Source organism: Microbacterium sp. W4I4 (assembly GCF_030816235.1).
Taxonomy (GTDB): Bacteria; Actinomycetota; Actinomycetes; order Actinomycetales; family Microbacteriaceae; genus Microbacterium.
Window position 1 is genome coordinate 2,445,749 of record NZ_JAUSXT010000001.1, and the last position, 13,801, is coordinate 2,459,549.

At 67.7% G+C, this 13,801-nt stretch carries 11 protein-coding genes and 1 pseudogene; 8 read left to right on the forward strand and 4 right to left on the reverse strand.

Going from position 1 to position 13,801, the window contains the following annotated elements; translation table 11 throughout:
- Positions 1-231: 231 nt before the first annotated feature.
- The 5 genes from QF046_RS11530 (at position 232) to QF046_RS11550 (ending at position 3,998) form a co-directional block, all read left to right on the forward strand.
- Complete coding sequence (locus QF046_RS11530; protein ID WP_307369866.1) at positions 232-552, forward strand: GIY-YIG nuclease family protein; 321 nt, start codon at positions 232-234, stop codon at positions 550-552.
- Between the two features lie 535 nt (positions 553-1,087).
- Positions 1,088-1,969, forward strand: coding sequence for a ParA family protein (locus tag QF046_RS11535; protein ID WP_307369868.1), 882 nt, complete (start codon positions 1,088-1,090; stop codon positions 1,967-1,969).
- A complete protein-coding gene (locus tag QF046_RS11540) occupies positions 1,969-2,943 on the forward strand; it encodes a ParB/RepB/Spo0J family partition protein (protein WP_307369870.1) in 975 nt (324 codons plus the stop codon). Before QF046_RS11535 ends, QF046_RS11540 begins: the two co-directional genes overlap by 1 nt.
- Positions 2,944-3,144: 201 nt before the next feature.
- The gene (locus tag QF046_RS11545; RefSeq protein ID WP_307369873.1) at positions 3,145-3,477 is read left to right on the forward strand and encodes a tryptophan synthase subunit alpha; all 333 of its coding nucleotides are present in this window, start codon (positions 3,145-3,147) and stop codon (positions 3,475-3,477) included.
- 11 nt (positions 3,478-3,488) lie between these two features.
- Positions 3,489-3,998: a GrpB family protein gene (locus QF046_RS11550; protein ID WP_307369875.1), complete on the forward strand. Its 510-nt coding sequence runs from the start codon at positions 3,489-3,491 to the stop codon at positions 3,996-3,998.
- A 71-nt stretch (positions 3,999-4,069) separates the two neighbouring features.
- Here QF046_RS11550 and trxA read toward each other — a convergent pair whose 3' ends face one another.
- The 4 genes from trxA to QF046_RS11570 form a co-directional block, all read right to left on the reverse strand.
- On the reverse strand, positions 4,070-4,393 hold the full coding sequence (trxA, locus tag QF046_RS11555) for a thioredoxin (protein ID WP_307369877.1): 324 nt from the start codon (positions 4,391-4,393) through the stop codon (positions 4,070-4,072).
- Positions 4,394-4,457: 64 nt separating this feature from the next.
- On the reverse strand, positions 4,458-5,432 hold the full coding sequence (trxB, locus tag QF046_RS11560) for a thioredoxin-disulfide reductase (protein WP_307369879.1): 975 nt from the start codon (positions 5,430-5,432) through the stop codon (positions 4,458-4,460).
- A 149-nt stretch (positions 5,433-5,581) separates the two neighbouring features.
- Positions 5,582-7,201 (reverse strand): murein biosynthesis integral membrane protein MurJ, encoded by a 1,620-nt coding sequence (gene murJ / locus QF046_RS11565; RefSeq protein WP_307369881.1) that lies wholly within the window; start codon positions 7,199-7,201, stop codon positions 5,582-5,584.
- Positions 7,198-9,321, reverse strand: coding sequence for a DUF6049 family protein (locus QF046_RS11570; RefSeq protein WP_307369883.1), 2,124 nt, complete (start codon positions 9,319-9,321; stop codon positions 7,198-7,200). The genes murJ and QF046_RS11570 overlap by 4 nt, the downstream gene beginning before the upstream one ends.
- A gap of 88 nt (positions 9,322-9,409) precedes the next feature.
- Between QF046_RS11570 and QF046_RS11575 the strand changes: the two genes are divergently transcribed.
- The 3 genes and pseudogenes from QF046_RS11575 to QF046_RS11585 all read left to right on the forward strand — a co-directional run bounded on the left by QF046_RS11575 (position 9,410) and on the right by QF046_RS11585 (position 13,774).
- Entirely contained in the window at positions 9,410-10,945 is a 1,536-nt protein-coding gene (locus QF046_RS11575) for a methyltransferase (protein WP_373425713.1), read from the forward strand.
- Positions 10,946-11,123: 178 nt separating this feature from the next.
- Positions 11,124-12,183, forward strand: a pseudogene (locus tag QF046_RS11580) (LLM class flavin-dependent oxidoreductase).
- A gap of 160 nt (positions 12,184-12,343) precedes the next feature.
- Positions 12,344-13,774, forward strand: coding sequence for a CCA tRNA nucleotidyltransferase (locus QF046_RS11585; protein WP_307369887.1), 1,431 nt, complete (start codon positions 12,344-12,346; stop codon positions 13,772-13,774).
- Positions 13,775-13,801 lie beyond the last annotated feature (27 nt).

Below are 13,801 nucleotides of genomic sequence, written 5' to 3' on the forward strand. Positions count from 1 at the left end.
GTGGATGGCTGCTGATGTTGCCGCATTTTGTGTCGTCGCATCGACGTTTCACGTGAAACATTGCGCGCCCCCCGGTCGTTGAGCGAGCGATAGCGAGTCGAAACGCCCGATCCTCCAGACGCATCATCTCGACAAGTAGTTCCCCCTCCACAGAGTTCCGTTTCACGTGAAACATCCACAACCATCGGGAACTCAAACTCGGATGTCGTACCAGCCCTCTAGTCTCGCCAGATGACCGGATACGCGTACCTCCTCCGTTGCTCCGATGGGACCTTCTATGCGGGAAGCACGCGCGACTTGTACAACCGCCTCGAGACTCATGCGCAGGGGATGGGCAGCGCGTACACGGCGTGCCGACTTCCGGTGGAGTTGGTTTGGTTCGCGGAGTTTGCCCGCATAGATGACGCCTTTGGATTGGAGAAGCGCATCCAGGGATGGAGTCATGCCAAGAGGCTCGCGTTCATCGAGGGAGGCTTCGATGCCATCAAGGGGTGGAGTTCCCGCGAGCGGAGACTGCGGGCAATTGCTGATCCACCGACCCCCGGTCGTTGAGCGAGCGCAGGGAGTCGAAGCGCACATCCTCAGCCAGAGGGCATTTCGTCTCGTCGCTGGCGCTCCTCGCTCAATGACCGGGAGAGCGATGTTTCACGTGAAACGTGGAGTCCCCTTGCGTGGCATCCGCGTTTCGTCTCGTCGCTGCGCTCCTCGCTCAACGACCGCGGAGTTTCGGTCGTTGAGCGAGCGCAGCGAGTCGAAACGTGGTCCCCACTCCGGGATGTCGGGCATTTCGTCTCGTCGCTGCGCTCCTCGCTCAATGGCCGGGAGGGGGATGTCTCATGTGAAACGTAGATTCCCCATGCACAGCATCCGTGTCCTCGCTCACTGTGGCGGAGTTTCGGTCGTTGAGCGAGCGAAGCGAGTCGAAACGTGCACATCCAGAGGACATTTCGCCTCGTTGCTGGCGCTCCTCGCTCAATGACCGGAGGGTTCGTCGGTGTGGGTCGGTTAGAGTGGTAGACGGTCCCGAAAGGAGTCGATGTTTCACGTGAAACCATCCGACACAGCATCGCCGAACCACGATTTCGGGATGGACACCCCGCTTGCTCGGGAGCTCGCCGACCTCTCCAGTCGCCGCAAAGCACTCCGCGATGTGAGCGTCAGCTTCTCCGGAGACACCCGCATCTTCACGGTCTCGAACCAGAAGGGTGGCGTCGGCAAGACCACGACCGCGGTCAACCTGGCATCCGCTCTCGCCGATCTCGGCGCACAGGTGCTGGTAATCGACCTCGACCCGCAGGGCAACGCCTCCACGGCGCTCAATGTCACGCACACGGCCGACACTCCGAGCATCTACGAGGTCCTCATCGACGACCTCCCCTTCGCCGACATCGTGCAGGGGAGCCCCGAATCACCGAATCTCTTCTGTGCGCCCAGCACCATCCACCTCGCGGGTGCTGAGATCGAGCTCGTATCCCAGGTTGCACGCGAGTTCCGGCTGCGTCGTGCCCTGAGCACCTACCTCGAAGAGCACCCGAAAGACATCGTCATCATCGACTGCCCGCCGTCGCTGGGGCTGCTCACCATCAACGCCTTCACTGCGGCGACCGAGGTGCTCATCCCGATCCAGTGCGAGTACTACGCGCTCGAGGGACTGAGCCAGCTGCTCGGCAGCATCCAGATGATTCAGAAGCACCTCAACCCGGAGCTCGATCTCACCACGATCCTGCTCACGATGTTCGATGCGCGCACGCGCCTCGCGCAGCAGGTGGCTGATGAGGTGCGCACCCACTTCCCGGAACAGGTTCTCGATGCTGTCATCCCCCGTTCCGTGCGAGTTTCCGAGGCGCCCAGCTTCGGTCAGACCGTGATCGCGTACGACGGATCCTCCGCCGGTGCGGTCGCCTATCGTGAAGCAGCGGTGGAGATCGCACGGCGCGACCCGCACGCAGCACAGAAGAAGGAGAAATGATGGCAAAGCGAACGGGACTCGGTCGAGGGATCGGTGCACTCATCCCGACGACGGATCACTCGGAACGCCCTGTCGACGTCTTCTTCCCCGGCGCAGTGAAGGTCAAGCCGGTCGAGTCGACCGAGACCTTCGTCGAGACGCCGTCGGATGCTGCCCTCACTGAGGTCCCCGGCATCCGACTCGTCCAGGTCGACCCGAACAGCATCGTTCCGAACCCCCGTCAGCCGCGCACCCACTTCGACGAGGATCACCTCTCAGAACTGGTGCACAGCGTGCGCGAGTTCGGTGTTCTGCAGCCGGTCGTCGTGCGCAAGAACGCAGCCGGCGAGTACGAGCTGATCATGGGGGAGCGGCGCACCCGCGCCGCCCGCGAGGCAGGTCTCACCGAGATCCCCGCGATCGTCCGCGAGACCGCCGACGAGAACCTGCTGCGCGATGCCCTTCTCGAGAACCTGCACCGGTCGGAGCTGAACCCGCTCGAAGAGGCATCGGCGTACCAGCAGCTGCTCGAAGACTTCGGCATCACCCAGGAGGAGCTGGCCACCCGTATCGGCCGTTCGCGCCCGCAGATCAGCAACACGATCCGCCTGCTGCGTCTGCCGTTGCCTGTCCAGCAGCGCGTCGCCGCAGGCGTGCTGTCGGCAGGTCATGCTCGTGCGATCCTCTCGGTCGACGACCCCGAGAAGATGCAGCGCCTCGCGGACAAGGTCGTCAACGAAGATCTCTCCGTCCGCGCGACAGAGGCAGCAGCGAAGGCCCTGCCCGCCGCCTCGGGAAGCACCTCGAAGCCCCAGGCCGGCGCCCGCCGCGCTTACCTCGATGAGGTGGGCGCGAAGCTCGGCGATCGGCTGAACACCCGTGTCCAGATCTCTCTGGGGGCACGTAAAGGCCAGGTCAAGATAGAATTCGCATCGATTCAGGATCTCAACCGAATCCTCGCCGATCTCGGTGAAGAGGAGTACGGCAAGCGCTGAAGGAGGTCGGGGGAGCGGGCGCGTCGAAGCTGTCGAGCCCGCTCACTCGACCACCGGACGCCCATGCACCGTTTCACGTGAAACATCGCGAAGACAGGTCGACGTTCACTGTGATCTCATCGGCATCCGCTGACACACGCGGGATCCGCGGGCGCGCGGACAGATGACCTCCATACCCACTCACCTGCGTAGGCTGGAATCATGAGCGAATCAGTCCCCCGTCGCGCCAGTCTGGAAGTGCTTCGCGCGGAGGCCACGGACGAACTCGCCGTCCTGATCCAGGAGCGACTCCGCTCCGGTGAGGATCCCTGGGACTTCATGGAGGATCTGCCGAGCGTCGATGAGCTCGTCGTGTACCTGCTCCGGGCTGAGAACATCACCGCGAACGACGGTGTGCGCCCCAACGCCGCGCGCCACTACCGCGTGCTGCGCCAGATCGCCTTGGAGTATCCCGAGCTGACCGGCACCGTCTGGCACATGCTCGGCGAGCAGCGCCACCGCCGCTGGGATCCGACGATCGCTGACGCGTTCTGAGGCGGCCGAGGGTGCTCGCACCATACGATCCGCAGTGGCCGTCGCTGTTCGAAGAGGCCCGAGCAGCGTTGCGCGCGGCAGGAAATGCGGCGTGGGAGATCGAGCCCATCGGTTCCACCGCGGTCCCGGGGATGTCGGCGAAGCCGGTCATCGACATCGCAGTCCGGTCCGACGGCGATTTCGACGACTACCGTCCTCTTCTGGAGGAGGCCGGGTGGTGCGTCGGGAGCAGCGTGCGCACGCATCCGGTGATGATCTTCGCTCCGGACGGCCGACGCACGCGCATCGCCCATTTCTTCACCCCGTCGCAATGGCCGCTGGCCCATCAGAGGGTCCTGCGCGACTGGCTGCGCACTCACCCTGAGGATGCCGCCCTGTATGAGCAGGCGAAGGCGGATGCCGCAGTCAGCGCGACCGATCGTCGCAGCTACAACGACGGAAAGACCCTCGTGATCCAGCAGATCATGGACCGTGCGCGCGCAGCGCGCGGCCTGGCATCCGTCATCGCCTTCGAGAAGTAGCTGTCGGATCCGAACATACAAGAAGCCCGCCACCCCGAAAGGGCGGCGGGCTTCTTCACGTGATCAGCCGGTCAGCCGATGAACGCCTCGAGGTCCTTCTCGAGCGCGAACTTCGGCTTGGCGCCGATGATCGTCGTCTTGACCTCACCGCCGTGGAACACCTTCATCGCGGGGATCGAGGTGATCTGGTACTGCATCGCGAGGTTCGGATTCTCGTCGACGTTCAGCTTGAGGATAGTGATCTTGTCGGGGTTCTCCGACTGGATCTCGTCCAGGACCGGCGAGACCATGCGACACGGGCCGCACCACTCGGCCCAGAAGTCGACGAGAACCGGGCCATCGGCCTGGAGCACGTCCTGCTCCCAGGTCGCCTCGGTGGTTGCCTTGGCAGTCATGAAACTCTCCTTGTCAGTTGTCATCCGGTTGAACACCGGATGCGGTGAAACTGTTCCCGCCGGCTCAGCCGACGATGACCTCTGCGGCCTCAGCGGCCGGCTCCTCGACGGAGGCATCCTCGAGGGATGCAAGGAAGTGCTCCACGTCGAGGGCTGCGACGACTCCGGAACCGGCAGCCGTGGCGGCCTGACGGTAGGTGGGGTCGATCACGTCGCCGGCGGCGAAGATGCCGGGAACGGAGGTCAGCGAGGTGCGGCCGTCGACCCAGATGGTGCCGGCCGGGGTCAGCTCGAGCTTGTCGTGCACGAGGTGGGTGCGGGGGTCGTTGCCGATGGCGACGAAAACGCCCTGCAGGTCGAGATCGCGAGCCGAGCCGTCGACGGTCGAGCGCAGGCGCACGCCGGTGGTCTCGAACTCGCCGAGGATCTCCTCGACCTCGCTGTTCCAGATGAACTCGATCTTCTCGTTCGCGAACGCCCGCTCCTGCATGATCTTCGAGGCGCGCAGGCTGTCCTTGCGGTGGATGACGTAGACCTTCGACGCGAAGCGCGTCAGAAAGGTCGCCTCTTCCATGGCGGAGTCGCCGCCGCCGACCACGGCGATCGTCTTCTCGCGGAAGAAGAAGCCGTCGCAGGTCGCGCACCAGGAGACACCGTGGCCGGACAGTCGCTCCTCACCCTCGATGCCGAGCTTGCGGTACGCGGATCCGGTCGCGTAGATGATGGTGGATGCCTCGTGCACGGCGCCCGAGCCCAGCACGACCTTCTTGACAGGGCCAGACACGTCCAGCTCCACGACGTCGTCGTACAGCACCTCGGTGCCGAACCTCTCCGCCTGCTCCTGCATCTTGACCATCAGATCGGGGCCCTGGATGCCCTCGGGGAAGCCCGGGAAGTTCTCGACATCCGTCGTCTTGGTCAGCTCGCCGCCGACCTCGACGGAGCTTGCGACCATGAGCGGCTGCAGGTTCGCGCGCGCCGCATAGATCGCGGCGCTGAACCCGGCCGGACCCGAACCGATGATGATGACCTGACGCATTGAATCTCCTCTGCCGGCAGACGGAACATCGGATGCGATGAACCCGCCACGACTGCTTAAACCAATGGTAACCGGGGGACATTCCCTCGGGCTGAGCGCTCGACATCCGGATCTGAGCCGCGTTGCGGAGCCCGGCTCGGCATCCGGGATCAGCGGGAGGGCAGGAACCGCGTGACGAGACCGCGGGGGGAGGCCAGTTCGGGCGCCCGGATGACGATGAGGACGAGCGCGTAGACGATCACGGCCACGAGGCCGATGACTCCGGTGCCGACCGCGCCGAGCAGCTTGTCGACGAAGACCGAGCCGGTCTGGCCCGCGGTCCACCCGTCGTCGGCGCCCATCAGCACGAACACTCCCCAGCCGGCGAACCCGGCGGGAATCGCGGCGATCGTGAAGCGCAGCATCGACAAGAGCGTGCGAGGCAGTTCGAGACCCCCCAGCCGGTTGCGCAGGATCCAGATGGCGATCACGGTCTGCACGATGCCGGCGATGGACTGTCCGAGAGCCACTGCGGCGGCGAGCTGACCGAGCGGCGCGAGGGCGGCGGCGAGCAGCGAGAACCCGATGATGAGCGCGACCTGAACGAGGGTGAAGAGGAACGGCGTGCGGGTGTCTCCATAGGCGTAGAAGGTGCGCTGCACGATGAACAGCAGCGACAGCGGCACGAGCCCGACGAGATAGCAGATCAGTACCGGGGCGGCCTGCACGGCCTGTTCGGGGCTCTCGGTGAAGATGCGCGTCGCGGGGACAGCGGCCACGGCCAGAGCGACGCCGGAGCCGACGACGAACAGCAGCACGAAGCGCATGCATCGGGCGACGTCGCTGCGCACCTCGTCGTCGCGCTGCGCGGCCGCGTGCTCGGCGATCTGGGTGAAGTAGGGGGTGCCGATCGAGATCGCGAAGATCGAGTACGGCAGCATGAACACCAGCCAGGCGGCCATCATCAGGGCTGTCGAGGGGTGATCACCGGACGCCGCTGTCACGACCTGCGTCTGGATGAGTCCGGCGATCTGCCCGGCGATGACCATCAGGAAGGTCCATCCGGCCAGCGAGCCGACCTGGCCGAGTCCGACACCGCGCCAGCGGAAGTCGGCGCGCAGCTTCAGCCCGGTGCGCTTCCAGGCGAACAGCAGCAGCGCACCCTGCAGGGCGATGCCCGCGGTGGCCGTGCCGCCGAGGACGGCGATCATCGAGGGGTCCCACGTGCCGACCTGGTTGCGGTTCCCACCGAACAGGGCGATGAACACGAGGAATCCGAGGATGGAGATGATGTTGTTCGCGACCGGGGTCCACGTGTACGGGCCGAACACGCGCTTGGCGTTGAGGGTCTCGCCGATCAGTGCGTACAGGCCGTAGAAGAAGATCTGCGGCAGGCACCAGTACGCGAACGCGGTGCCCAGCGCCAGCTGCTCCGGGGTGAACTTCTCGGCATAGAGCATCACCAGCCAGGGTGCGAGCAGCATCGCCAGCACGGTCGCACCGAGGAACACCACGGTGCCGAGCGTGAACAGCTTGGAAATGTAGGCCCGGCCGCCGTCCTTGTGCACGGCGGACTTGACGATCTGCGGGATGATGACGGCGGTCAGGATGCCGGTCTGGATGATCGTGAAGACGTTGTTGGGTAGCTGGTTGGCGACGGCGAACGCGTCGGCGGGGCGCCCGAAGCTGCCGATCGCCGCGACGAGCACGATCGTGCGCACGAGCCCGGTGATGCGTGAGATCAGGGTCCCCGCGCCGAGGATGGCGCTGGCTCGGCCGAGACTGGTCACTCGTCCTCCTTGGTCGGGGCGGGTTCGGTCACAGCGGCATCCCCGTCAGCATCCCCCGCGTCCCGGCGCCTCCGGCGCACCGTGCGGATGAGTCCGAAGACGAACAGCAGCCCGATCGCGGCACCCAGGATGCCGATGCCGATGCCCTCCCAGTCGGCGCGCAGCGTGACATCCGCTGAGGTGGACTGGCCGATGGCGACGCCGTTCGCACTGGTGAGACGGAAGGCCACCTGCACCTCGCCGCTGGCCACACGCGCCTCGATCGGCACGTCGACGCGGGCGACGCTGGCGCCGATCACCTCGACCGGAGTCGTCGGCGCGATGTCCAGTCGGGGATCGGAGGGCTGGCTGTGCAGCACGACGCGCACGGTCCACGGCAGGTCGTTGCGCACCCAGACCGGCAGCGGAGCGGCCGACGTGATCAGCTGCACGGGCTTGGGCTGCTGGATGCTGACCGAACGCAGCGTGGTCTGCACGCTCTTGGCCCGGGCGGCCGTGCTCGCGACGAATTCGTCGGAGGATGGGCCGACGCCGATGGTGCGCAGCATCCGGATGCGCTCGGGCGCCAGCAGCACGGCGGGCACATCGAGGATCGACGAGAACGCCTGCAGTCGCTTCTCATCGGCGAGCATGCTCTTCAGGCCGGCAGCGCGTGTGGTGTCGGCGGTGCTGGTGAGCCTGGCGGGGGTGGCGGGCGTGGACTTGAGCGAGGACAGACTCACCGTGGGGGAGGCGAACGCGCTCAGCAGGTCGCGCACGGCGACCGGGGAGCGCGTCTCGGAGCGGTCGAGGCCGACCAGGACCGTCGGGGACTTCTGCTCGGCGAAGAAGAGGTGTCCGGCCGCACCGGCGAGCTCGCGGGCGATCGCGGGGGCGTCGGTCAGCTCCGCCGCCGCGGACAGGCGAGCGGATGCCGCCGCATCAGTCACCAGCACATCGTGCCCACTGCCGCTGTGCTCGCCGACTGTGCTGTGCGCTGCGGCCCCGTTCGAGACGGAGGTGGAGGGCAGGATCGTGGTCGCCGTCCCGCCCAGGTAGGAGTTGAACGCGTCGAGGTCCTCGTCGACCACGTCGGGGCGCGGCCACACGATGTGGGTCTGCGCTCCCGAGACGGCGGACAGTGCCGCGTTGTCGGGAAGGACGGGCGCCGCGGAGGGCGTGGTGGTCGGCTCGGGCGTCGGACCGGGGGTGCTCGGCGGGAAGTCGTCGGGCTGCAGCAGCGGCGTCAGATCGAGCGGTCCGAGCAGGCCGGGCTGTGCGGCGTGGGCCTGCGTGGCGGCATCGGCGTCGCCGAACTGCAGGGTGAACACGTCGTTCGGCAGGCGCTGCAGACGTTGCAGCCAGTCGACGGCGCTCTGCGGGGCTCGCGCGCCCAGAACCCGGATGGATGCCGGAATCGCCGGGTCGACCGCGAGGATCGCCGATGTACCGGTGACCGCGTCGAGCTGACCTGTCAGGTCACCGTCCGCAGCGGTCAGTGCCGTCAGCTCCTCCGCGGTCAGGAGCCCGCCTGCCGCGGGGGTGGCGGTGATGGGGATGAGCACCCCGACGACGGGTGTCCCGGGGGCCGACACCACAAGGACTGTGGTGGCGGAGAGGTTCCAGACGGTCGTGTCGGCGTCGTCGGTGGACGCACCGGTCAGTCGCGCACGCACAGGGTAGACGCCGGGCTTCAGGCTGCCGAGGCTCACGGCATCCGCGATCATGTCGACTGTTCCGGTCGTTCCGCGGGACAGTGCGGGCGACGGACCGGTCGCGACCGAGTGGAAGTCGCCGGATGCGGCGCCGTCGTCGAGCCAGGCATCCAGTGCCCCGCCGTCGCGCAGCGGCGTGCTGTCCACCTCCAGCGACACGGAGCCGGCACTCAGCGCGTCGTCGCTGTGGTTCGCGACCGTCACAGTGCTCACCAGCGGGCCGCCCGGATCGATGGACGCCTCGGTCGACACCATCAGCTCGACGCCGGCGGTCTCGGGCTCCGGGTCATCGGCGGCCGTGGCCGGCAGGGCGCCGACGAGGGCGCCGCTCAGCGCGAGGGAGCCGACGACGAACACCGCGGCGAGTCGGCTCAGCAGCCTGGACGCGCGCGGGCGGGAGCCGTCGCGGGGGGAGATCGCAGTCATAGTTCAGGTCGGCCGTGCCGAAGGATCGGCACAGTCGACGCCCCCGATTCTAGGCGGCGAGCGGGCGGGAACCCTGAAGGCGCGTAGAGTGACGGCCGTGCCGGATCATGCCCAGCCCTTCCCCGACCTCGTGCTCGCGCAGGCGCTCGCCGCCGATCTGGACGCCGCGGACTTCCGTTCCGACCCGCTGCGCGGGCTGTGGGGCGAGGAGGCGGACGATGCTCTCGCGCGCGGTCTCCGGGAGCCGATCCTGCGGGTGATCGCCGATCAGACGGGTCCTGCCGCGACGCTGGGACGCCTTTTCGTGCTCGGGATGCCGCAGCCGCAGGATGCCGTGCAGCGGGCGCTGCCGCGACTCGGGGTCGACGGGCTGGTGACCCTCGGGCTCGCGAGCGCACAGGGGGACTCGGGTGGTGGGGGCGGCGAGGTGGTGCCGGTGGCGAGCATCCGGCCGCAGTCCTTCGTGGACGTCGACGGTGTCGGCGAGTGGTGGATCGCCAGCGACCTCGACGAGATCGCCCTGGGCACCTCGCTTCCGGCGGACCATGTTCTCGGGGTGGGCGGTGCGTCCCGCACTCTCGCGGAGCTGGTGATTCCGGAACCCGTTGAGCGCGCCCTGGATCTGGGCACCGGATGCGGCATCCAGGCGCTGCTGGTCTCCCGGCACGCGCAGGTCGTGGTCGCGACCGACATCTCCGAGCGGGCTCTCGCTTATGCCGAGCTGAATGCGCAGCTGAACGGCGTGCACAACATCGAGTTCCGTGCGGGCAGCATGTTCGAGCCGGTGGCCGGGGAGGCGTTCGACCTGATCGTGTCGAACCCGCCCTTCGTCATCACGCCGAGGGCCACGGGCGTGCCCGAGTACGAGTACCGCGACGGCGGTCTGGTCGGCGATGCGCTGGTCGAGCAGTTCCTGCGCTCGGCGCCCGAGCACCTGCGGCCGGGCGGGATCGCGCAGCTGCTGGGCAACTGGGAGTCGCGCGGCGGCACGGCCGGGCTGGACCGCGTGAGCTCATGGGTCGGTGAGGATCTGGATGTCTGGGTGATCCAGCGCGAGGAGCTCTCGCCGCTGGCGTACGCCGAACTGTGGATCCGCGATGGGGGCACGCTGCCGCGGGATGCCGGGTTCACCCGTCTGCTCACCGCCTGGCTCGATGACTTCGCCGCGCGTAGCGTGACCGCGATCGGCTTCGGCTACATCCTGCTGCGCCGTCCGGATGCTGAGGGCGGCAGTCGCCTTCGCCGCTTCGAGACGGTCACCCAGCCGGTCTCCAACCTCGGTCGCGCCCTCGGGGCGGGGCTGGCTGCGCATGAAGTGCTGGCCGACGGCATCCCGGACACACTGGTCGTCGCCGCCGACGTGACCGAGGCCCGCCATCACATGCCGGGCAACGGCGACCCCAGCGTGATCGAACTGCGTCAGGGCGGCGGCTTCGCCCGCACGATCGGCGTCGACTCCGCGCTCGCCGGATTCGTGGGCGCCTGTGATGGGGAGCTGACGGTGATCCAGATCGTGCAGGCACTGGCTGACATCTTCGAGGTGCCGCTGGAGGACCTCTGGGCCGACCTGGAGCCCCGCATCCGCCGCCTGGTCGAGGACGGGCTGCTGCTTCCGGCATCGTGACACGCGTGTCCGCGGAGGTTTCAGGTCGCAGTTCGTCCCGCTTCGAGGCGGTCATTCCGGGACGAATCGCGACCTGAAGCACACCGGCGCCGCGATAATGGGACCAATCGCGACCTGGAGCGCGGCTCCCCGCGGCTCTCGCGGAATAGCATCCACAGTGCATTCGTTTGGATAGAACATGAAGGCTTTCGGATTCCTCTCCTTCGGGCACTACGCAGACGTGCCCGGTTCCGTCACGCGCACGGCCGGCGACATGCTGCGACAGAGCATCGAGCTCGCCGAGGGCGCCGATGAGATCGGGGGTGAACGGCGCCTACGTGCGTGTGCACCACTGGGCCCGCCAGGCGGCGTCTCCGATTCCGCTGCTGACGGCCATGGCCGCACGCACGAAGCGCATCGAGGTCGGCACCGGCGTGGTCGACATGCGCTACGAGAACCCGTTCCAGTTCGCCGAGGAGGCCGCGGCGCTGGACTACATCGCCGACGGGCGCCTGGCCCTGGGCATCAGCCGTGGCTCACCCGAGACCGCGCTGCGCGGCTACGAGGCCTTCGGCTACGTGGACGGCGAGGACACCGAGCGCGGCAGCGTGATGGCCCGCGAGAAGTTCGACCTGTTCCTGCGCATCATCGACGGTGAGCGCATCGCCCCCGGCGACCCGCGCATGGTCGGCGCCGGTCAGTACCTGGCCATCGAGCCGCAGTCGCCCACGCTGCGCGACCACATCTGGTGGGGAGCGGGCTCCCGCGCGACAGCCGAGGACACCGGCCGCAAGGGCTTGAACCTGATGAGCTCCACCCTGCTCACCGAGGCCACCGGTCAGCCGTTCCACGAGCTGCAGCGCGAACAGATCGACCTGTTCCGCGCCGCGTACAAGGATGCAGGGCACACCGGCTCCCCGCGCGTCTCGGTCAGCCGCAGCGTCTTCCCGCTCGTCAGCGCCAAGGACCGCGCCTACTTCGGTATGCGCTCGTCGGAGAACGGCGACCAGATCGGCATCATCGACGGCTACCGGTCCACCTTCGGCAAGACCTACGCCGCCGAGCCGGATGTGCTCATCGAGCAGCTGCTCGCCGACGAGGCTGTGATGGCCGCCGACACGCTCATGCTCACCATTCCGAACCAGCTCGGCCCGGAGTACAACCTGCACGTGCTGCAGGCCTTCGCCGAGCACGTCGCCCCGGCTCTGGGCTGGAAGCCGAACACCGAGGGCCCCGTCCAGGGCGATCCGGTCGCCTGACACTCGCGTCGTCTGCCCCGCGCGCTCCGCGAGAAACCACATTCCGCATGACAAACCACGTCTCAACGGGTGTCTCATGCAGAATGTGGTTTCTCGGGTGACGGAGTGCGCGACGCTGATCGCACGAACGCGCCCCACCCGCCCCGGTAACCTGGAACCCATGCTCAACATGGCCGAAGGCCTGGCCCGCCTCGGCGCGCTCGCCGCGAATCCCGTCGTCGCGACGCTCGCCGACGCCTTTGCCGGCGCCGGTTTCGAACTCGCCGTGGTCGGCGGTCCCGTGCGCGATGCGATCCTGGGCCGCCCGATCCACGACCTCGACTTCACCACGAACGCCCGCCCCGACGACATCCTCCGCATCGTCAAGCCGATCTCCAGCACGCACTGGGACATCGGCCGCGCGTTCGGCACGATCGGCGCGAGGGTTCAGGGCGAGCAGGTCGAGATCACCACGTACCGCGCAGACAGCTACGACGGCGTCACCCGCAAGCCCGTCGTCGAGTTCGGCGACAGCATCGACGGCGACCTGCTGCGCCGCGACTTCACCGTCAACGCCATGGCCCTGCAGATTCCTGCCGTGAAGCTCATCGACCCGACCGGTGGCGTGGAGGACCTGGTCGCAGGCCGCCTGCGCACCCCGATCGACCCGCAGGTCAGCTTCGGCGATGATCCGCTGCGGATGCTGCGCGCGGCGCGTTTCAGCGCGCAGCTCGAGTTCGAGGTCGACTCCGACACCCTGGGTGCCATCGAGCAGCTGCGTCAGACGCTGAAGATCGTCAGTCCCGAGCGCGTGCAGAGCGAACTGATCCGGCTGATGCAGACCGACGACCCCGTGCGCGGCATCCGCGTGCTGGTCGACACCGAACTCGTCGAGGAGTTCCTCCCCGAGGTCAGCGCGCTGCGCCTCGAGGTGGACGAGCACCACCATCACAAGGACGTCTACGAGCACTCGCTCACCGTCCTGCGCCAGGCCATCGAGCTGGAGCACGCGCGCAACCCCGGCGCCGCCCCCGACGTGCCGCTGCGACTGGCCGCGCTGCTGCACGACATCGGCAAGCCGCGCACCCGCAAACTGGAGCCGGGCGGGGCAGTGAGCTTCCATCACCACGACGTGGTCGGCTCGCGCATGGCGCGCAAGCGGCTGCAGGCGCTGCGGTTCGACGGCGACACCACGGATGCCGTCGCCACCCTCATCGAACTGCACCTGCGCTTCTTCGGCTACGCGGAGGGCGCGTGGACCGACAGCGCCGTGCGCCGCTACGTGCGCGACGCCGGCGACCTGGTCGAGCGGCTGCACATCCTGGTGCGGGCCGATGTGACCACCCGTAACAAGCGCAAAGCGGCACGCCTGGCATCCGCCTACGACGACATCGAGCGGCGCATCGCCGAGCTGCGCGAGCAGGAGCAGCTCGACAGCATCCGCCCCGAGCTCGACGGCAATCAGATCCAGCAGATCCTGGGCATCGCCCCGGGTCGCGAGGTCGGCGAGGCCTACAAGTTCCTGCTCGAGGTGCGTCTGGATGAGGGAATCATCGGTGCGGATGCCGCCGAGCAGCGCCTGCGCGACTGGTGGGCCACGCGGTCGGAGTGACCCGCGTGACGCGTGTGTCGGTCTCGT

Excerpts from the sequence above, each read along its gene's own strand:
- trxA (WP_307369877.1), bottom strand. The coding sequence starts at position 4,393 with ATGACTGCCAAGGCAACCACCGAGGCGACCTGGGAGCAGGACGTGCTC.
- QF046_RS11540 (WP_307369870.1), top strand. The coding sequence starts at position 1,969 with ATGGCAAAGCGAACGGGACTCGGTCGAGGGATCGGTGCACTCATCCCG.
- QF046_RS11570 (WP_307369883.1), bottom strand. The coding sequence starts at position 9,321 with ATGACTGCGATCTCCCCCCGCGACGGCTCCCGCCCGCGCGCGTCCAGG.
- QF046_RS11535 (WP_307369868.1), top strand. The coding sequence starts at position 1,088 with ATGGACACCCCGCTTGCTCGGGAGCTCGCCGACCTCTCCAGTCGCCGC.
- QF046_RS11585 (WP_307369887.1), top strand. The coding sequence starts at position 12,344 with ATGCTCAACATGGCCGAAGGCCTGGCCCGCCTCGGCGCGCTCGCCGCG.
- trxB (WP_307369879.1), bottom strand. The coding sequence starts at position 5,432 with ATGCGTCAGGTCATCATCATCGGTTCGGGTCCGGCCGGGTTCAGCGCC.
- QF046_RS11530 (WP_307369866.1), top strand. The coding sequence starts at position 232 with ATGACCGGATACGCGTACCTCCTCCGTTGCTCCGATGGGACCTTCTAT.
- QF046_RS11545 (WP_307369873.1), top strand. The coding sequence starts at position 3,145 with ATGAGCGAATCAGTCCCCCGTCGCGCCAGTCTGGAAGTGCTTCGCGCG.